Source organism: Exiguobacterium sp. SH5S13 (assembly GCF_004337085.1).
Taxonomy (GTDB): domain Bacteria; phylum Bacillota; class Bacilli; order Exiguobacteriales; family Exiguobacteriaceae; genus Exiguobacterium; species Exiguobacterium aurantiacum_A.
The window spans coordinates 1-19067 of sequence record NZ_SJUS01000032.1 but is presented as its reverse complement, the minus strand read 5'-3'; the positions used below and the strand labels follow the sequence as shown (position 1 = coordinate 19067).

The following is a 19067-nucleotide window of genomic DNA, read 5'->3' as shown; positions in this document are numbered from 1 at the left end:
ACATTACATACATGAATCCGATACATCTATAAAACACACAGCACTAACCTTCTCGTCATCAAATTATGAAGAAAAGGGGGAACGGAGAGACACATCTCAATTCAACCATCATTGTCCGTCACCAAGTTTTGTCAGTCATCAGGAGAGGAATAGGTATTGAAATTGAAAAAGTTTATTATGTCTCTAACGGTAGTGTTGTTAATTGTTAGTCTGAACATGTCAAAAACGGGGGCGCAAACGATGAACCCACTCGACGGTGTGAAGAACTATCAAGTGTATTATGGTCACCCGACCGAAACGATCATCAAAGATATGCAAAACTATGATCTCGTCATCATCGAGCCGCTTCATTATACAAAAGCTCAAGTTGAACAGATCAAGTCACGCGGTACGAAAGTACTCGGTTATATTAGTGTCATGGAAGTCGCGACGTGGAACACCGGTCTCATGTCAAAACTTCAGTCAGGTGATTTCTTCACGCGTAACGGACAACGTGTCCACTACCCGGAATGGGATTCTTACTTGACGAACATCGCTTCACCGCACTTCCAAGGGCTCTTGCTCACGGAAATCCAAAACCAAGTCATCGCTAAAGGGATCGATGGCGTGTTCATGGATACGGTCGGCGATATCGACAACGAACATTTGAACAACCCGACCGTGCTCAAGCAGCAACGTGACGGTCTCGTCAACTTCTTGAAAGAAGCGCGTGCCCGTTACGGCAGCATCGCTATGGTCCAAAACTGGGGCTTTGACACACTCGAAACGTCGACAGCACCTTACGTCGATGGCATCATGTGGGAGAGCTTCAACGCTGACACGATCAAAAGCGACGCCTGGTCACAAAACATGATCAAAAAACTTCAAGCAGTCGACACGAAACATTCGGTCAAAACGCTCACGATCTCGACGCGTCAAAGTGCGGAAAGCCACAAACTTGCCGCTGACTCGAAGTTTATCCACTTCCACGAAGCAGACGCTTACGTGAACTGGAACGCAGGTCTTGTGACACGGACGAAAGACACTGCACCAACTCCGGCACCTGTCGTAGTAGCACCGACGACAGAGACGTCAACAGCAACAAAACCGGAAGCGACGAAGCCAGCGACGGAAACGTCGACTGCGCCAAAACCGGAAGCGACGAAGCCAGCGACGGAAACGTCGACTGCGCCAAAACCGGAAGCGACGAAGCCAGTAACGGAAACGTCGACTGCGCCAAAACCGGAAGCGACGAAGCCAGTAACGGAAACGTCAACAGCAACAAAACCGGAAGCGACGGAAACGTCGACTGCGCCAAAACCGGAAGCGACGAAGCCAGCGACAGAAACGTCGACTGCGCCAAAACCGGAAGCGACGAAGCCAGTAACGGAAACGTCGACTGCGCCAAAACCGACGACAGCGCCGACGAAGCCTGCTACATCGACGAGCACGACAACGAAACCAGTCGAGCAAAAAGATTCGAAGCAAGCTGAGCCAAAGCAGAAAACAAAAAAAGAACTGAAAAAAGAGAAAAAGAAAGCGAAGAAGCACGCGAAAAAACATGCTGCTAAGCATGCCAAGTTCGTAAAGCACGAAAAAGCTAAAGGCAACATGTGTGCAAAAGTAAAGCACAAGACAGCCGGCTTTTTGAACTTCTTCAAATTCTAATCTAGAAGGCAGATCAACCCCAAGGTGTCAAACTGGCCCTTGGGGTTTCGTCTGACCTCTTCAAAAACGGAAGTTGACCCTACCTTTCTAAGAGAAGTTGGGGTACAATGCTCGAGAGAGATTTAGAGAGGAGTGAAGCAAAATGGGAAAAGTACACGTTTATGATCACCCATTGATTCAGCACAAGATGACGATTATGCGCAAAGTAGAGACGGGGACGAAGCAGTTCCGTGAACTCGTAGAAGAGGTTTCTTCACTCATGGCATATGAAATTACACGCGACCTTCCGCTTACTGATGTGGAGATTGAGACACCGGTCTCGGTATCGACACAAAAGATGATTGCCGGCAAGAAATTGGGAATCGTCCCAATTTTACGGGCAGGCCTCGGCATGGTGGATGGCTTCCTCAAAATGATGCCGAACGTCAAAGTCGGTCACATCGGTCTTTACCGTGACCCGGAGACGCTCGAGCCGCACGAATACTATCTCAAGTTGCCGACAGATATTACCGAGCGTGACTTCATCGTCGTCGACCCGATGCTTGCGACCGGCGGATCTGCAGCTGATGCCATCGCAGCCCTCAAAAAACACGGCGCGAAGTCGATCAAACTCGCTTGTCTCTGCGCAGCACCAGAAGGCGTCGAACGCGTTCAAGCCGAGCACCCAGACGTTGAAATCTATCTCGCCGCACTCGACGAGAAGTTGAACGAACATGGCTACATCGTGCCAGGACTCGGTGATGCAGGTGACCGTTTGTTCGGAACAAAATAAGCAAGACGGAAGGAGGTTCCAGTCGGATCCTCCTTTTTTGTGCGCTCAATCTGTCAAAACCGATCCAAAATAGTTGAGAAAATCGAAGCAACAGCCGATAGTGAAGACAGAAGTGAATGTCATCTGTTGAAATGAGGAAGAGAACGACCATGAGGCCTAAACTGTCACTTTTGCAAGCCTACCTGTTGATTGCGTTATTAGCGCTGTTTTTGACGAGTCTATGGAGCTACAGCGCTTTCCAAAATATCGAGCGGCAGAACGAGCGTATCGTCGAAGAGGCGATCCCGATCGCGAACGCGGCGTCTGAACTGTTCGCGCTCCTGCTCGATCAAGAGTTATCGGTCCGTGGCTATACATATAATCAAGATATGTTGTCGCTCCGACAATATAATGAGACGAAGTATGCTCTTGCTGAGACGATTCAAGTCATCCACGAGCTTGACCACCGCCATCCGATTATGCAGGAAATCATTCAAGGAGAGGCGCTTCCGCTCATTAATGAGATGGAGATATTTTATGAGTCACAGCTTGACCTCGTCGGTGCGGGTAAAATTGTGGAAGCGAATTCGCGGCGCTATAGCGGGATCGATTACATCAATCAATTCCGAGACGTTGACGCCGACATCCGGGAAGACATCGACAAGATCATTCAAGAGGCGTCACAGCGAAGTGTCAGTGCCTCAAATTCGGCTACGTGGGTGATTGTCATCGTCGTCGCGATCGCCATCCTCTTGTTGCTCGCATTCGTGCACACGTTTCGGCTCGAGCGCAGCAAGCAGGCGCTGATTTATCGGTCGCTTCATGACGCCTTGACCGGCGTTTGGAATCGTCGTGCCTTCGATGAAAAGCTCGAGCGGCTTTGGGATGAGGCGGAAGAATCAGGTACGGACGTCGCGCTCCTCCTGCTCGATATCGATGCGTTCAAACTGTATAACGATACGTACGGTCATTTGGCGGGAGACGCCTGTCTCGAACGGGTCGCACACGCCGTGGATAAAGCGGTCGGGGAAAATGGGATGGTCGCCCGCTATGGCGGCGAGGAGTTCGCGGTGTTACTTCGGCCACACCATGCCCGTCAGTCAAAAGAAGTCGCGGAGCGGATTCGCCAAGCGGTTCTTAAGCTGAACATTCTGCACGAAGCGTATCAGCCGCTTCGTAAAGTGAGCGTCAGCATCGGCGTCGCAGAACACATCCCGGGACTGGACGTCGAGAAGTCTGATTTGATCGAGGCGGCTGACCGAGCGCTCTATCAGGCGAAGCAAAGCGGGCGCAACCGCGTTTCGATGGGGAAAGCGATGTAGGCCGTTCGATTCGAGGCGTCGAAAACGACGGAAGTGATCACCAAACGGACAGACAAAATCCCGCCCTTTTCGAGGGGCGGGATTTCTGTCTTTATTCTTCGATTAAACCTTCAGAGACGAGGAAATCACGAGCCACTTTCTCAGGACGTTGTTTTTCGACGTCGGCGAGGTAGTTCAACTCTTGCATGGTTTCATCCGTGATTTTTCCACTGAGTAAGTTCAATACGGTGGCGAGCTCAGGATGTTCTGTGAGCGTTTCTTCACTGACGATTGGTACGGCGTAGTAAGGCGGGAAAAACTTTTTATCGTCTTCAAGGACGACAAGTTCAAATCGCTTTAATAAACCGTCAGTCGAGAAGCTGTCGATGGCGTCACTCTCATCGTTCATAAGTGCCGTATAACGAAGTCCGCCATCAACGGGCTTCACGTCTTGGAAATTAAACGGATAAGCTTCTTTTAACCCGAGATAGCCGTCTTCCCGGTTCGAGAATTCGATCGTGGGACCGAAGATGAGCTCGTCACTCACTGCGGCGAGATCAGACACGGTAGTTAGATTATACTTGTCTACAGCTTCTTGTTTGACGGCGATAGCATACGTATTGTTGAAGCCGATTGGGTCGAGCGTACGAATGTCAAAACGTTCCTGGACCTGCGACTGGACTTTTTCGTAGACGACTTCTGGATCGTTCTCGACTTCTTGTTTTAAGACATCGACGTAGAGCGTGCCCGTGTACTCGATATACGTGTCAATCTCGCCGGTACGAAGCGCATTAAACGCAACTTGTGTGCCACCGAGATTGAGTTGACGTTTCACTTCGAGGTCGGTTTTGTCTTCAATTAAATCGGCGACCATATTGCCGAGAATTAGCTGTTCAGTATAGTTTTTCGAGCCGACGACAATCGTATCGTCTTCACGGGTGAAGGCGAAGATCGAAACGGCGAGAAGCACGATGAACGTTGTCGCAATTATGATGAGCGGTTTGTTCACGTTCTTTGCGGAACGATGCTTTTTTTTCTTCACGCGGCCGTCTGCAAGAACGATTCCGTTCGGGGCGACTTTATACTCAATACGACTGACGATGAAGTCGATCAAGAGCGCAAGTAGGCCGGCCGGAATCGCACCTGCTAGAATCTGGTTGTTGTCGACTGTCTGGATGCCTGCAAAGACAAGATACCCTAGACCGCCGGCTCCGACGAATGCCGAGATTGTCATGAGACCGACGGCTGTAACCGCTGAAATCCGAATCCCGGCCATGATGATCGGGAGTGCGAGCGGAAGTTGAATCTTGCTTAGGATTTGACGGTCAGTGAGACCGATTCCTTTAGCGGACTCGAGCGTGTCACCTGGAATACTCGACAAACCCGTGTACGTGTTCTTCACAATCGGGAGAAGTGAGTACAAGACGACCATGATGATGGCCGGGGTAGACCCGATCCCGATAAACGGAATGAGAAAACCGAGCAGGGCGAGACTCGGTACAGCCTGGACGACACTCGTCAGACCGAGAACCGGTTTAGCGAATCGCGGCATCCGTAAAATTAGAATACCGAGCGGTACGCCAATGATTACCGCAAGCGAGACGGCGAAGACGGTCAGTTGTAAGTGCTCAAAGAGCAATGTACCGATTTGGTCGGTGTTGCTCGCAAAGTAATTTAAAAATGATTGGATTGTATTCATAGCGTTTCCTCCTCTTGCATGAATTGCTCACTGAGGACGGAAAGCAAACTGCTGCGTGTGATGAGTCCATTTAGCGTCGCCCCGGTGACGACCGGAAGATAGCCTTGATCACTCGTGTTCATAACATCTAAAATGTCGAGCAATGAATCTTCGCTTGAGACGAAAGCATAGTTCACGTTCATGACTTCCTCGAGTCGTTTTGTCTTATCTTGGATCCCGTGGACGTCTTTCAATTTAATGAGACCTTGTAGAACCTGCTCCCGGTCTGTGATAAGCAAACTGTCGACTTTGCGTGAGCGCATGATTTCAATCGCCTGCAAGACAGTGCGTTTCCCGCTGATTGAGACTGGGTCGGTGATCATGATGTCTTTCGCTTTGATGAATTCAGGGCTGTTCCAAATCCGGTTTTTGCCAATGAATGATTCGACGTACGCATCTTTTGGATTACGAAGAATCTGTTCCGGTGTATCGAACTGGACGATTTCCCCGTCGCGCATGATACAAATACGATCAGCTAATTTGATCGCCTCATCCATATCGTGGGTGACGAACACAATCGTTTTCTTGACTTCCTCTTGCAGGTTGAACAGCTCTTCTTGGAGATCGCTACGTGTTACGGGGTCGAGGGCACTGAACGGCTCGTCCATCAAGATGACCTTGGGATCGTTCATGAGGGCGCGGACGAAGCCGATGCGTTGTTGCTGACCACCGCTCAATTCACTCGGATAGCGATCGATGAACTGCTCGGGTTCGAGGCCGACCATTCGAAGCAGTTGCTCGGTTCGAGCGTCCATATCCTGTTCAGCTTGTCCTTCGAGGCTGGCAATCAGCTGGATATTCTCACGAATCGTCATATGCGGGAATAGGCCCGTCTGTTGAATGACGTAGCCCATTTGGCGTCGTAGTTGAATCGGATCCATTTTCCGTGTGTCTTGACCGTCGACGATAATGGTTCCTTCCGTCGGCTCGACCAAGCGGTTAATCATTTTAAGCGACGTCGTTTTACCACAGCCGGAGGGGCCGATAAAGACGACGAGCTCTCCTTTGTTAATGGTGAGATTCATTTCCTTCAACACTGTTGTGTTTTTGAAGGACTTCATCACGTTTTTAAACTCAATCATGCATTCACCCTTTTCAATAATTATTTTTACATAACCTTATTTCCCCATTGTTGAAAGATTTTAAACGTTATTTCCAGAGAAAGTGTTTAACATTTTGTGAAACAGGGGAATATCCCTTGCGATTTAAACGGTGTTAAGAGCCAATCATAACACTTATAATGCGGGCGTCGGTTTATAAGTCGCGAAATTGATACATTTATTGATGGCACTTATATCTTGAACGTAGCCATTCCAACTGGTGCTAGCGTTGGGTTTTCAGCCGATGCGTGCTTGGGAATGGCGATGTGAGATTCATCACTGCAAAATTGTCGGAATCGCTCGACACGGCAAAAAGATAATCGGTATACTGATACAGGATAATGAAAACGATTTCAATACGAAATCAGCGTCCGTTTTAAAACCTTTTGTGAACGTGGGGCGGTTTACGTTGTATTTTCCAATACGCGGATGTATAACTGAACTATTCCTCATCTGATTCGGTTTGTGAAATATTACAAAGTCAACATTTTTATTTCACTGTTTTTTCACACTTATTTAAAATTTAGTGATTTTAATTTAGTTTGTGAAGTGCGTAAAAGCCTTGATATGACTCGGTTTAAAGCGCTTTTATAATTGTGAAATCAATTGACTTCTTATGCTATTTCCAGTACTCTGAACTTGTGTGACTTTTGATAGTCATGCGAGTGTAAATCGAAGAAGATGAAGTGCTGGCTGCCAGTTAGAAAGGGGGACTAGGATGACGAAAAAAGACAATCGTTACCTATCCTACGCCACGCTCGCCTCACAAATCTCGACCGCGCTCGCCGGACCGATCGTCATCGGTTATCTCGTCGGCCAATATGGAGCGAGACGTGAATTTTGGGGCACGTTTGGTTGGAATGTGTCGGTGTTTCTCGGAATGTTTATCGGGATCACCGCGCTCGTACTCACCCTTCGGAGTTTAATGACAGGAGAGGACGAATGAAGCTAGAACAAACGGAACTACAACAAGTGCAAGCAGACAGAAAAGCACAGCAAGAGTTGATGAAACGCTATACGAAGTGGTTTGTCGGATGGTTCGCCATTCTCCTCGTCGGAGCGCTCATCGTCCCTGTGTACAAACCGGTATTTCTCGGCTTGTTCCTGGGTGGGGTCGCCAGTCTGATCATTCTACATATGCAGAATCGCAGCGTCATTCGGATGTTTGACGTGATCGAACATGGGCGACGCCCGAAATCGCACGGGACTGTTTCAAGAATGGCAGTCGGTGCGTTAGCCGTGATAGTCGGTCTCTTCTATGAGGATCGAGTATCGCTGATTGCAGTGGTAACTGGTCTAATCGCCGGCCACATCATACAATTTGGCGAGTTCACACTTGCCCAGCTCAGCAGGAAAAGAGGTGAATACTAATGGGTCATGAGTTTCCCACATATTCTCTACAACTTGGAGACTATACGTTATATGGGAGCTGGACGAACGTCATTACGGTGCTAATCGCATCACTGCTCGTCTTTGCGTTCGCCGTTTGGGGAACACGACGCTTGGCCATGAAGCCGACAGGTAAGCAGAACTTGATGGAATTCTTCGCGGAATTCGTACGCGGGATTATCTCGAGTGCGATGGATTGGAAGACAGGAGGCCGCTTTATCGGGTTTGGGATGACGTTGATTTTGTTCATTCTGATTTCGAACTTGATGGGTCTGCCGTTCAACGTCATTTCCGGTCACTATCTATGGTTCAACTCACCGACGGCCGATCCTTACGTCACATTGGCATTGTCGACACTCGTCGTTGCAATGTCACACTATTACGGCGTGAAGCTACACGGTTTCAAGCACTATTCGGCGGAATTCGTGAAGCCGGTCTGGTTCTTATTGCCGATCAAGCTCATCGAGGAGTTCGCGAACACCTTGACGCTCGGTCTGCGTCTTTACGGTAACATCTTTGCCGGTGAAATCATGATTACCATCATCTTGGGACTCGCAATTACCGCACAAGGGGCACTTAACCCGCTTGGTGCTGTGTTCGCAATCCTGCCGATGATTTTATGGCAAGGTTTCTCAATCTTTATCGGGGTTATCCAATCCTACATTTTCCTGACGCTTGCAATGGTGTACATCGGGCATAAAGCTTCAGCCGAGCATTGATTCGGATAAGTTGGCCTCGCCAAAGCGTTGAACAAAAAAACTATTTACTTAACTTTTAGGAGGAACATACACAATGGAACAAATGAATCTTCTCGCAACAGCAATCGTTATCGGTCTCGGAGCACTCGCGGCTGGTATCGGTAACGGTCTCATCGTATACGGAACAGTACAAGGACAAGCACGTCAGCCAGAACTTAAAAACGAACTTCGTCAAACGATGTTCATCGGTATCGGTTTGGTTGAGGCCCTCCCGATCATCGGTGTGGCTGTCGGTTTCCTTCTCCTCAACTCTTGATTACGAGTTAACGAGAACAACAAACGAGGGAGCAAGCCTCCCTCACTTATTTAGTCAAGAGGAGGGTATGCATGGATACGATGATGATTGCAGCTGGTGCCGGTGGCGAAGGCCTCCGCATCCTGGATATGATCTTTACACTTTTCACATTCCTCGTACTCTTGGCCCTGTTGAAGAAATTTGCTTGGGGACCACTCCTTGGAATGATGAGACAGCGTGAAGAGTATGTAGCGAACGAAATCGAGCTTGCTGAAAAGAGCCGCAAAGACGCGGAGACATATGTCGTCGAACAACGTGACGCTTTAAGCGCCGCACGTACAGAATCAAAAGAGATGCTTGACTCAAGCCGTCGTCAAGCAGAAGCCGAACAAGCACGCTTGGTGGAGCAGGCGCGTTTGGAAGCCGAACAAATCAAGATCGAGGCTGGAAAAGCGATCGAGCGTGAGCGCGAGCTCGCGAAACAGTCGCTTCAAACCGAAGTCGTCACACAGGCGCTCTCGGCAGCACGCCACGTCCTTCAGTCAGACCTTAAAGGCGACGAAGTGAAACAACGTGCCCTCGTCACAGACTTCCTGTCTAAAGCGAAAGGCGCTAACTGATGAACATATCGTTAGCAAAACGCTATGCCAAAGCGCTCTTCGACTTAGCGCGGGAGCAAGGCACGCTCGACCAAGTCGAAGCGGAAGTGCGTCTGCTCGATGAAGTGCTCCACGCGACGCCTGAACTGGTGGATCTCTTAACGAATCCAGCAGTCAGCGACAGCGAGCTTGCACAGCTTTTAACACACAGCTTTGGTGATATGACAGAAATCGTGCTTAACACACTTCTCGTCATGGTCGAGAACGACCGTGCGAGCGAAGTTCGCGCGCTGCCGCGTTACGTCTTAGATTACATCAACGACTTCCGCGGCATCGCTGAAGGGTTCGTCATTAGTGCTTACCCGTTGTCGGCAGCAGAGCTGAAAGAAGTTGAACTCGTCTTCGGTCAGAAGATGAACAAGACGCTTCAATTGAAGAACGTCGTCGATGAACAGGTTATCGGTGGACTTCGCGTCCAGATCGGTTACACGACGTATGATGACACAATCGAAACTAAACTAACACGCCTTGAGCGTGAATTGTTGAATGCGTAAGAAATAGGGGTGAATTCAATGACGATCAAAGCTGAAGAAATCAGCGCCCTGCTAAAAGAGCGAATCGCTTCGTACGGTTCTGAAATCGAAGTTAGTGAGACAGGTACAGTCATTCAAGTAGGTGACGGTATCGCTCGTGCATTCGGACTCGATAACGTTATGGCAGGAGAACTCGTAGAGTTCTCAAACGGCATAATGGGCTTGGCGCAAAACTTAGAAGAAGGCAACGTCGGGATTATCATCCTCGGCGACTACAAAGGCATCAAAGAAGGCGACTCGGTTAAACGTACGGGCCGCATCATGGAAGTACCAGTCGGTGATGCGCTCCTCGGACGCGTCGTCAACCCGCTCGGACAACCGATCGACGGTCTTGGACCAATCGTGACGGACACATACAACCCGATCGAACGTAAAGCTTACGGCGTTATGGCCCGTAAGTCAGTTCACGAACCGCTCCAAACTGGGATCAAGGCGATTGACGCCCTCGTACCAATCGGTCGCGGTCAGCGTGAGCTCATCATCGGTGACCGTCAAACTGGTAAGACATCGGTCGCAATCGATGCGATCATCAACCAAAAAGAAGAAAACATGGTTTGTATCTACGTCGCAATCGGTCAGAAAGAATCAACTGTCCGTGGCGTAGTTGAGACGCTCCGTAAAAATGGTGCCCTCGATTACACAATCATCGTTTCGGCTTCGGCTTCACAGCCAGCCCCACTTCTTTACCTCGCGCCGTTTGCAGGGGTATCGATGGGTGAGTACTTCATGGACCGCGGACGACACGTCCTCGTCGTGTATGATGATCTCTCGAAACAAGCGGCAGCTTATCGTGAGCTCTCGCTGCTTCTCCGTCGTCCTCCAGGCCGCGAAGCCTACCCAGGTGACGTCTTCTACCTCCACTCACGCCTTCTTGAGCGTGCGGCGAAGTTGAACGACGAACTCGGTGGCGGCTCACTGACAGCTCTTCCGTTCATCGAGACACAAGCGTCGGATATCTCGGCTTACATCCCGACGAACGTTATCTCGATCACAGACGGTCAAATCTTCCTTCAGTCGGACCTCTTCTTCTCAGGGGTACGTCCCGCGATCAACGCCGGTCTCTCGGTATCGCGTGTAGGTGGTGCGGCTCAAGTGAAAGCGATGAAGAAAGTTGCCGGTACGCTCCGTCTTGACCTCGCGTCATACCGTGAGCTCGAGGCGTTCGCCCAGTTCGGGTCAGACCTCGACAAAGCGACACAAGCGAAGTTGAACCGTGGACAACGGACGGTTGAAGTCTTGAAGCAAGAATTGAACGCACCGCTCTCGGTCGACAAGCAAGTGTTCATCATCTACGCCCTCACGAAAGGTCATCTCGATGACGTCCCAGTCGAAGACATCCGTCGTTTCGAAAAAGACATGAACGCATGGCTCGACCAAAACCGTGCGGACCTCTGCCGTGAAATCCGTCAAACAGGAAACCTTCCTGCTGACGAGGCGATGGTCGATGCAATTGCGGAATTCAAAAAGACGTTCTCGCCATCGGTTTAATCCGGTGACGAGCGTCTATTAAGGTGGTGAATCGAAATGGCATCATTACGTGAGATCCAGATGCGGATCACCTCGACCCAAAGCACGAAGCAAATCACGAAAGCGATGAACATGGTGTCGGCCTCGAAATTGAACCGCGCTCAAGGGAGCAACGCCAACTTCAAGCCGTACATGACCAAGTTGCAAGAAGTCATCTCGTCGATTGCCGGCGGTACTTCAGGCGCAACACACCCGATGCTTCAAGTCCGTCCTGTCAAACGGACCGGCTACATCGTCATCACGTCGGACCGCGGACTTGCTGGTGGATACAACGCCAGCGTCCTTCGCGACGTGTACCGCGAGTTGAAAGCCAAACACGATTCGACAGACGAGTACCGTCTGTACGTGATCGGGAAGGTCGGCGTTCAGTTCTTCAAGACACGTAACATTCCGGTGTACAGTGCGATGACAGGACTTAACGACCAGCCAACATTCATTGAAGTCGCGGAGATCGTCAAACAGACGGTCGGCGCGTTCAGTGAAGGCGAGATCGATGAATTGAAGCTCTGCTTCAACTCGTTCATCTCTGTCATCAGCCAAGAAGTGAAGATGGATCGACTGCTTCCGCTTGGGAATATCGAACAGACCGCATCTAATGTGATGTATGAATACGAACCAGAAGAAGAAACGATCTTAGCAGCGCTCCTCCCGCGTTACGCGGAAGGGCTCATCTACGGCGCGCTTCTCGATGCGAAAGTATCGGAGCACGCGGCTCGGATGACGGCGATGGCGAACGCGACAGACAATGCGGATGATCTCATCCGCGGACTCAAGCTCAAGTTCAACCGCGCGCGCCAAGCGGCGATCACACAAGAAATCACAGAGATTGTCGGAGGTGCGGCTGCGCTTGAATAAGCGCACGCCCTCTAGATTGTAGGAGGCTAACACGATGAACGAATACGGCATGAAAGGCCGCGTAGTCGCAGTCATGGGCCCAGTTATCGACGTTAAGTTCGAGGACCACTTACCGAACATCTACAACGCCCTCAAAGTCACGTACGTGGCAGAGACGGCGCAAGATGTCAGTGTCGACTTGACGCTCGAGGTGGCGATTCACCTTGGGGATGACACGGTCCGTACGATTGCGATGGACTCAACGGACGGCGTTCGCCGCGGCATGGAAGTACTTGACTTAGGTTCACCGATTTCAGTACCAGTCGGAGAAGAGACGCTCGGTCGTGTCTTCAACGTACTTGGTAACCCAATCGACGATAAAGAATTTTCACCGACTGCACGTCGGGCACCGATTCACCGTCTCGCACCTACGTTCGATGAATTGTCGACAAATGTTGAGATCTTGGAAACAGGGATCAAAGTCGTCGACCTTCTCGCACCGTACATCAAAGGTGGTAAAATCGGCCTCTTCGGTGGTGCCGGTGTAGGTAAGACCGTCCTCATCCAGGAACTCATCAACAACATCGCGCAAGAGCACAGCGGGATTTCTGTATTCGCAGGAGTCGGTGAGCGTACGCGTGAAGGAAATGACTTGTTCCACGAGATGACGGAATCAGGCGTTATCAAGCAGACGGCGATGGTATTCGGTCAGATGAACGAGCCGCCGGGCGCGCGTCTACGCGTTGCCTTGACGGGTCTCACGATGGCAGAATACTTCCGCGATGAGCAAGGACAAGACGTTCTTCTCTTCGTCGATAACATCTTCCGTTTCACACAGGCAGGTTCTGAAGTATCGGCCCTTCTCGGTCGGATGCCATCTGCCGTAGGTTACCAGCCGACACTCGCGACGGAAATGGGTATGCTTCAAGAGCGGATCACGTCGACAGCTAAAGGATCGGTCACATCGATCCAAGCGGTTTACGTACCAGCCGATGACTATACTGACCCGGCTCCAGCGACAACGTTCGCCCACCTTGATGCAACGACCAACCTTGAGCGTCGTCTCTCGGAGATGGGGATCTACCCAGCCGTTGACCCGCTCGCATCGACTTCACGTGCTCTCTCGCCTGACATCGTCGGACCTGAGCACTATGAAATCGCGCGTAACGTCCAGCAGACGCTTCAGCGTTACAAAGAGCTTCAAGATATCATCGCGATCCTCGGTATGGACGAGTTGTCTGAAGACGATAAGCTCACGGTTCACCGTGCCCGTCGGATTCAGTTCTTCTTGTCACAAAACTTCCACGTGGCTGAGCAGTTCACTGGCCAACAAGGTTCGTACGTACCAGTTAAAGAGACAGTCCGTGGCTTCAAAGAGATCCTCGATGGTAAACACGATGATCTTCCAGAAGACGCATTCCGTCTCGTTGGTCCAATCGAAGACGTCATCGAAAAAGCGAAGACGTTGGTCTAAGACCTACACGGAAGGGGGAAACTAGACGATGAATACTCTTCACGTCAACGTCGTCACCCCGGATGGTGCAGCCTACGAGGGCGAGGCACGAATGGTCGTCGCCAAATCGGTGACAGGTGAACTCGGTATCTTGCCGAAACACATCCCGATGGTGACGCCACTCGACGTCTCGGTCCTTAAACTGCGCCACGAAGATGGTGGACGCACGCTGATCGCACTCAGCGGCGGTTTCATGGAAGTTCGTCCCGATATGGTGACGATCTTAGCTGAAACGGCCGAAATGGCGGATAAGATTGACTACGACCGCGCCTCTGCGGCGAAATTCCGCGCCGAACGTCGCCTTCAAGATTCGAAGATTTCGGATACTGAATTCCGACGTGCGGAGCTGGCGCTCAAGAAAGCTGTCAACCGCTTGAGCATTCGCGATATTAAAGAATGATGAGCATCCTCTCTCACGTTTAAGTGGGAGGGGATTTTTTTGTTCCTCAATTTTGAACTGGACGATTGAACCCGCTTCTGTCATTAAAACGTAGGTCGAAAGAATCAGGGTTTTCGCGTTCAAATAGTGGAACGAAAGAACGGGTTGTCCGATAATATAGGTGGGAACTATCAAAAAGGAGATAAATGGATGAAAGTTTACGTTGCGCGTCAACCGATCTTTGACCAGAAACTACGTGTCTGCGGCTACGAACTGTTGTATCGCCGCAGCGAGAAAAATATGTTCGAACACGTCGACGATGCGCTTGCGACCGCCGACGTGATCCATAACGCCTACCTCGTCTTTAATTTTCGGGAATTGACCGAAGGGACGCGGGCGTTCATCAACTTTCCACAGAACTTGATCGAAGGAGAAGTGCCTTCATTATTGCCGCGGCAATCACTCGTCATCGAAGTGCTTGAACACGTCGAACCGACCGAGAAAGTACTTGCCGCCCTGCGATCACTTCGTCGGAAAGGTTATACAATCGCATTAGATGATTTTGTCTTCGAAGAGAAATACCGCCCGTTGATCGGGCTTGCGGATATTATTAAAATCGATTATCAGGCGACACCGGTCGATCAACAGAAACGCTTGATCGATGCGCTCGGGCACCGGATTGAATTTCTTGCGGAAAAGATAGAGACGAAGCTTGAATATGATATTGCCAAAGATCTTGGCTATAAAATGTTCCAAGGTTATTTCTTCAGTCGCCCGACAGTCATTCACGGGGCGGAAGTCCATCCGCTCCGTAATACGCTCGTCGAGGTGCTGAAGGAGCTCGATAAACCAGAACCGAACTTCCGCCGCATCGCCGGGCAAATCGAACGAAGTGTCGATCTGTCCTACAAGATGCTCCGGTCGGTGAATACGGTCTATCAAAAGGGCCGCACGACGATTCAATCGATCGAACAAGCCGTTGCTCGCATCGGACTTAATGAGATGCGGCGTTGGTCGTATTTGATGTTGCTTCGGGAGATGCAGACGTCTGAATCGAAAGAGTTGATCAAGCAAAGCGTCATCCGCGGGAAGATGATGGAGTTGATTGCCGATGAGACAATTCCGGGAGTAGCTCCGTTTGATGCGTTCATCACCGGTATTTTCTCTTCACTCGACGTCATTTTGGACGAGACGATGCATTCATTGATCGCCGAGCTCCCCGTCAAACCGGTTGTCAAAGAGGCACTTCTCGGTAAGCCGAACAAGTTGCATGAACTGCTCGAATCGGTAAAAGCGTATGAGCAGTTAACTGTGCCAGTCGACGAGACGGCTCTAGATTGGTCTCGTTACTATATCGAAGCGATCCGCTGGGCGCTCGCACAGGACGGAAACAAGGAATAATGTTTGAAAATTTGGTGGGACGTTAATTACTGTAGTAAAGGCTATGCGCCGATGACGTCCTTTTTGTATGCGATTCATTTAAAGAGAGTGAGCTGATAGGATGAGACGATTCGATTGATCATCATCATGCTAAGTCTTTTTTTCTCTGTCGCAACGTGCTATGATTAAAAATGGTACAAAATTTCGAAAAAAGGGGAATTGAAGATGTTAAACACCGTTTTATCGCTCGTCATCTATGTCGTAGCGATTTACGTCGCTTGGTGGGCACTCATGCCAGTTAAATGGGAGAGTGTGCTCAACCAAGTGAGAAGTCCGCAAGCCGCTGTCTTGCGTGTCCTCGTGGCCGTCGTCTTCGGTTCTCTAATTGCCCAGTTCTTCTTGGAGTATATCCGATTAGCTCAGGCGCTCGTACCGTTACAGTCGATTTTCCAAATCATTAACAAACTGTAATCCTGTTGTAACGACTCCTATATGTATATCATGTAGGATAAACTCGTCTGACATGACGACCAATCATCAGGACAGATTATGATTTTATTTTTATTTTTTTCTGATGAGGCGTCACGTTAAAAAAACATCGTAGTAATCGACATAACCACATCCGGAAACGGATATCGACGCATAAAATAAAAAAACAACGAAGCTGGAGGACAAAGAGAGATATGAAGGATTTGATTGTAGTCCGTGGAGGACGTAAATTGTCAGGTATTGTGCGTGTTGAAGGAGCTAAAAACGCCGTACTGAAAACATTGGTTGCCACTCTTTTAGCAGGCGAAGGAAAATCGGTACTTCAAAACGTGCCACGTCTTGCTGATGTTTACACGATTAATAAAGTACTTCGCCATCTCGGTGCAGAGGTCGCGTTCGATGAAGCAAACAACGAAGTCACTGTCGATGCCTCGGGCACAATCAAAGACGAGGCGCCGCTTGAGTACGTTCGCAAAATGCGTGCCTCAATCCTTGTCATGGGTCCTCTCCTTGCTCGTCTTGGGCATGCGCGTGTCGCAATGCCAGGTGGATGTTCGATTGGATCACGTCCGATCGACCTCCACTTAAAAGGGTTTGAAGCAATGGGCGCGAAGACAGTGATCGGCAACGGTTTCGTCGAAGCATCGGTTGAAGGTCGCTTGAAAGGTGCGAAGATTTATCTTGACTTCCCATCGGTCGGTGCGACAGAAAACATCATGATGGCGGCGGTTCTCGCTGAAGGAACGACTGTTATCGAGAACGTTGCGAAAGAACCGGAAATCGTCGACCTCGCGAACTTCTTGAACGGTATGGGCGCTCACGTCCGCGGTGCTGGAACGGAAACGATCCGCATCGAAGGCGTAGACAAGTTGCATGGTGCTGAGCATTCGATCATCCCGGACCGTATCGAAGCCGGCACGTTCCTCGTCGCTGCTGCGATCACAGCCAGCGACATTGAAGTCATCGGAGCTGAGCGCGAACACCTACGTCCACTCATCTCGAAGATGGAAGAGATGGGCGTCAAGTTCGAAGAGACGACGGAAGGTATGCGTGTCATTGGACCAGAAGTGTTGAAGCCAATCGACTTGAAGACGATGCCACACCCTGGTTTCCCGACAGATATGCAAGCGCAAATGATGGCCCTCGTCTTAAAAGCGGGCGGCACGTCAGTCATTACGGAGACTGTGTTTGAAAACCGCTTCATGCATGTCGAAGAATTCCGCCGCATGAACGCAGATATTAAGATTGAAGGTCGTTCAGCAATCATTAAAGGTGGCGTCCGCCTCCAAGGTGCCGAAGTCGTTTCGACAGACCTTCGTGCCGGGGCAGCGCTCGTCCTCGCAGGACTCATCGCCGACGAGGAGACTCGTGTCGGTGACTTATACCATATCGACCGCGGATACGTCGATTTCCACAAGAAACTTCAAGCACTCGGTGCCGATATCGAGCGAATCGAAGGAACTGTCGAAGTCGCTGAAGAAATGGTCAACAACTAATTAATAGACTCATAGGAGCGAGGAGATTCTTCTCGCTCTTTTCAATGAAGTAACGAACGGAGGAACCTACACACCATGTTTTCAAAAGATATCGGGATTGATTTAGGAACAGCAAACGTCGTCATCCACGTGAAAGGCCGAGGTATCGTTCTCGACGAGCCTTCAGTCGTGGCCATCAAGCGTTCGACAGGGAAAGTACTCGCCGTTGGTTCGGAAGCGTATCAGATGGTCGGGCGTACGCCTGGCGACATCGTTGCCATCCGTCCACTCCGTGACGGGGTCATCGCCGACTTCGCGACGACAGAAGCGATGCTTCGCCACTTTGTCGAGAAGATTCAAGTCCGTGGCTTCTTCGGCGGGATCCGGATGCTGATCTGTACACCGGCCAACGTGACACCGGTTGAGGCGAAAGCCATTCGTGAGGCCGCTGAGAAAGCTGGCGCCAAAGAAGTCTTCCTCGCCGTGGAACCGAAAGCGGCGGCTGTCGGCTCGGGCATGGACATCTGGAAACCGGTTGGACATATGATCGTCGATATCGGGGGCGGGACGACCGACGTCGCCATCCTCTCGATGGGCGACATCGTCTGCGGTGAAACGATCAAGATTGCCGGAGACCGGTTCGATACGGATATTCTCCGTGCCATCAAAGACAAGCACAAGCTCATCATCGGTGAGCGTACGGCCGAGCAGATCAAAAAAGAGATCGCGACCGTATTCCCGGGTGGACGCAACGAGACGATGGATATCCGAGGCCGAGACATGGTGCGTGGACTTCCGCGTACAGTAACGATCACGTCAGAAGAACTCCGTGAAGCGATGGCCGAGTCGGCGAACGAGATCGTCGAAGCGACGAAGCGCGTCCTCGAACAGACGCCGCCAGAACTCGCAGCTGACATCATCGACCGCGGCATCATCATGACAGGTGGCGGATCGCTCCTTCACGGCATCGACCAGCTCGTTGCTGAACGAGTCGGTTTGCCAGTCATGATCGCCGACGAGCCGACGCTTAGCGTCGCGCACGGTACGGGCATCATGCTTGAGAACTTAGATCGATTGAAATAAGAGGGAAACTCGGTACACGGTGTCTACACTTCCTAGAGAAGACGGGACGCTTGGGCCGAGTTTTTTGGTTCGTCCTTTTATTGACTAGCCTTACCTAGTTTTTTGCTCCACTAAACATCGGACGATAAAAAAACTTCTTCCCCAACCGGGAGGGCACTGAAAAACCTCCGCTCTATCCGAGCGTGAACAGAAAAAAGGGCGATTGGACCGACTCAAGTCGGGACAATCGCTCTTTTTCCTTGCCCTTATCCTGTTTTTTCTTTTGAGAGGGTGATG

19 protein-coding genes are annotated in these 19067 nt (G+C 50.4%); 17 read left to right on the top strand and 2 right to left on the bottom strand.

What is annotated here, in order from left to right:
* The first annotated feature begins 216 nt into the window (after positions 1-216).
* From EVJ30_RS15430 to EVJ30_RS13750, 3 genes are all read left to right on the top strand, one after another.
* Positions 217-1647, top strand: a complete 1431-nt coding sequence (locus EVJ30_RS15430; RefSeq protein ID WP_161568848.1) for a glycoside hydrolase family 191 protein — start codon at positions 217-219, stop codon at positions 1645-1647.
* 142 nt (positions 1648-1789) lie between these two features.
* Positions 1790-2419: a uracil phosphoribosyltransferase gene (gene upp, locus EVJ30_RS13755; RefSeq protein WP_035386536.1), complete on the top strand. Its 630-nt coding sequence runs from the start codon at positions 1790-1792 to the stop codon at positions 2417-2419.
* 149 nt (positions 2420-2568) lie between these two features.
* Positions 2569-3720 carry a GGDEF domain-containing protein gene (locus EVJ30_RS13750; protein ID WP_236636098.1) on the top strand — a complete coding sequence of 384 codons (1152 nt, stop codon included), beginning with the start codon at positions 2569-2571 and terminating at the stop codon, positions 3718-3720.
* Between the two features lie 91 nt (positions 3721-3811).
* Here EVJ30_RS13750 and EVJ30_RS13745 read toward each other — a convergent pair whose 3' ends face one another.
* A complete protein-coding gene (locus EVJ30_RS13745) occupies positions 3812-5398 on the bottom strand; it encodes an ABC transporter permease/substrate-binding protein (RefSeq protein WP_131457710.1) in 1587 nt (528 codons plus the stop codon).
* The gene (locus EVJ30_RS13740) at positions 5395-6498 is read right to left on the bottom strand and encodes an ABC transporter ATP-binding protein (RefSeq protein ID WP_442899283.1); all 1104 of its coding nucleotides are present in this window, start codon (positions 6496-6498) and stop codon (positions 5395-5397) included. The genes EVJ30_RS13745 and EVJ30_RS13740 overlap by 4 nt, the downstream gene beginning before the upstream one ends.
* Positions 6499-7255: 757 nt before the next feature.
* Here EVJ30_RS13740 and EVJ30_RS13735 point away from each other — a divergent pair.
* The 14 genes from EVJ30_RS13735 (at position 7256) to mreB (ending at position 18791) form a co-directional block, all read left to right on the top strand.
* The gene (locus tag EVJ30_RS13735; RefSeq protein WP_131457708.1) at positions 7256-7483 is read left to right on the top strand and encodes a hypothetical protein; all 228 of its coding nucleotides are present in this window, start codon (positions 7256-7258) and stop codon (positions 7481-7483) included.
* Complete coding sequence (locus EVJ30_RS13730) at positions 7480-7908, top strand: ATP synthase subunit I (RefSeq protein WP_070328179.1); 429 nt, start codon at positions 7480-7482, stop codon at positions 7906-7908. The genes EVJ30_RS13735 and EVJ30_RS13730 overlap by 4 nt, the downstream gene beginning before the upstream one ends.
* Positions 7908-8645, top strand: a complete 738-nt coding sequence (gene atpB, locus EVJ30_RS13725) for a F0F1 ATP synthase subunit A (RefSeq protein ID WP_016510243.1) — start codon at positions 7908-7910, stop codon at positions 8643-8645. The genes EVJ30_RS13730 and atpB overlap by 1 nt, the downstream gene beginning before the upstream one ends.
* 82 nt (positions 8646-8727) lie before the next feature.
* The gene (gene atpE / locus EVJ30_RS13720; RefSeq protein ID WP_035386543.1) at positions 8728-8940 is read left to right on the top strand and encodes a F0F1 ATP synthase subunit C; all 213 of its coding nucleotides are present in this window, start codon (positions 8728-8730) and stop codon (positions 8938-8940) included.
* Positions 8941-9011: 71 nt separating this feature from the next.
* Complete coding sequence (gene atpF / locus EVJ30_RS13715; protein ID WP_021066136.1) at positions 9012-9539, top strand: F0F1 ATP synthase subunit B; 528 nt, start codon at positions 9012-9014, stop codon at positions 9537-9539.
* Positions 9539-10072: a F0F1 ATP synthase subunit delta gene (locus EVJ30_RS13710; RefSeq protein ID WP_131469476.1), complete on the top strand. Its 534-nt coding sequence runs from the start codon at positions 9539-9541 to the stop codon at positions 10070-10072. Before atpF ends, EVJ30_RS13710 begins: the two co-directional genes overlap by 1 nt.
* Before the next feature lie 18 nt (positions 10073-10090).
* Positions 10091-11599, top strand: coding sequence for a F0F1 ATP synthase subunit alpha (gene atpA / locus EVJ30_RS13705; RefSeq protein WP_131457706.1), 1509 nt, complete (start codon positions 10091-10093; stop codon positions 11597-11599).
* Positions 11600-11635: 36 nt separating this feature from the next.
* Positions 11636-12493, top strand: coding sequence for an ATP synthase F1 subunit gamma (gene atpG / locus EVJ30_RS13700; protein ID WP_131457705.1), 858 nt, complete (start codon positions 11636-11638; stop codon positions 12491-12493).
* A 34-nt stretch (positions 12494-12527) separates the two neighbouring features.
* Positions 12528-13946: a F0F1 ATP synthase subunit beta gene (atpD, locus tag EVJ30_RS13695; protein WP_131457704.1), complete on the top strand. Its 1419-nt coding sequence runs from the start codon at positions 12528-12530 to the stop codon at positions 13944-13946.
* 28 nt (positions 13947-13974) lie between these two features.
* Positions 13975-14385 (top strand): F0F1 ATP synthase subunit epsilon, encoded by a 411-nt coding sequence (locus EVJ30_RS13690; protein WP_016510237.1) that lies wholly within the window; start codon positions 13975-13977, stop codon positions 14383-14385.
* 189 nt (positions 14386-14574) lie between these two features.
* Entirely contained in the window at positions 14575-15765 is a 1191-nt protein-coding gene (locus EVJ30_RS13685) for an EAL and HDOD domain-containing protein (protein WP_236636097.1), read from the top strand.
* 204 nt (positions 15766-15969) lie between these two features.
* Complete coding sequence (locus tag EVJ30_RS13680; protein ID WP_131459001.1) at positions 15970-16215, top strand: DUF1146 family protein; 246 nt, start codon at positions 15970-15972, stop codon at positions 16213-16215.
* 212 nt (positions 16216-16427) lie between these two features.
* Entirely contained in the window at positions 16428-17729 is a 1302-nt protein-coding gene (gene murA / locus EVJ30_RS13675; RefSeq protein ID WP_131459002.1) for a UDP-N-acetylglucosamine 1-carboxyvinyltransferase, read from the top strand.
* 75 nt (positions 17730-17804) lie between these two features.
* Positions 17805-18791 carry a rod shape-determining protein gene (gene mreB, locus EVJ30_RS13670; RefSeq protein WP_131459003.1) on the top strand — a complete coding sequence of 329 codons (987 nt, stop codon included), beginning with the start codon at positions 17805-17807 and terminating at the stop codon, positions 18789-18791.
* The last annotated feature ends 276 nt before the right edge of the window (positions 18792-19067 follow it).

Coding starts and splice junctions, on each gene's coding strand:
- atpA (WP_131457706.1), top strand. CDS start 10,091: ATGACGATCAAAGCTGAAGAAATCAGCGCCCTGCTAAAAGAGCGAATC.
- EVJ30_RS13740 (WP_442899283.1), bottom strand. CDS start 6,498: ATGAAGTCCTTCAAAAACACAACAGTGTTGAAGGAAATGAATCTCACC.
- murA (WP_131459002.1), top strand. CDS start 16,428: ATGAAGGATTTGATTGTAGTCCGTGGAGGACGTAAATTGTCAGGTATT.
- EVJ30_RS13710 (WP_131469476.1), top strand. CDS start 9,539: ATGAACATATCGTTAGCAAAACGCTATGCCAAAGCGCTCTTCGACTTA.
- upp (WP_035386536.1), top strand. CDS start 1,790: ATGGGAAAAGTACACGTTTATGATCACCCATTGATTCAGCACAAGATG.
- EVJ30_RS13735 (WP_131457708.1), top strand. CDS start 7,256: ATGACGAAAAAAGACAATCGTTACCTATCCTACGCCACGCTCGCCTCA.
- EVJ30_RS13685 (WP_236636097.1), top strand. CDS start 14,575: ATGAAAGTTTACGTTGCGCGTCAACCGATCTTTGACCAGAAACTACGT.
- atpD (WP_131457704.1), top strand. CDS start 12,528: ATGAACGAATACGGCATGAAAGGCCGCGTAGTCGCAGTCATGGGCCCA.
- atpE (WP_035386543.1), top strand. CDS start 8,728: ATGAATCTTCTCGCAACAGCAATCGTTATCGGTCTCGGAGCACTCGCG.
- EVJ30_RS15430 (WP_161568848.1), top strand. CDS start 217: ATGTCAAAAACGGGGGCGCAAACGATGAACCCACTCGACGGTGTGAAG.
- atpF (WP_021066136.1), top strand. CDS start 9,012: ATGGATACGATGATGATTGCAGCTGGTGCCGGTGGCGAAGGCCTCCGC.
- EVJ30_RS13680 (WP_131459001.1), top strand. CDS start 15,970: ATGTTAAACACCGTTTTATCGCTCGTCATCTATGTCGTAGCGATTTAC.
- EVJ30_RS13690 (WP_016510237.1), top strand. CDS start 13,975: ATGAATACTCTTCACGTCAACGTCGTCACCCCGGATGGTGCAGCCTAC.
- EVJ30_RS13730 (WP_070328179.1), top strand. CDS start 7,480: ATGAAGCTAGAACAAACGGAACTACAACAAGTGCAAGCAGACAGAAAA.
- EVJ30_RS13745 (WP_131457710.1), bottom strand. CDS start 5,398: ATGAATACAATCCAATCATTTTTAAATTACTTTGCGAGCAACACCGAC.
- atpG (WP_131457705.1), top strand. CDS start 11,636: ATGGCATCATTACGTGAGATCCAGATGCGGATCACCTCGACCCAAAGC.
- EVJ30_RS13750 (WP_236636098.1), top strand. CDS start 2,569: ATGAGGCCTAAACTGTCACTTTTGCAAGCCTACCTGTTGATTGCGTTA.
- atpB (WP_016510243.1), top strand. CDS start 7,908: ATGGGTCATGAGTTTCCCACATATTCTCTACAACTTGGAGACTATACG.
- mreB (WP_131459003.1), top strand. CDS start 17,805: ATGTTTTCAAAAGATATCGGGATTGATTTAGGAACAGCAAACGTCGTC.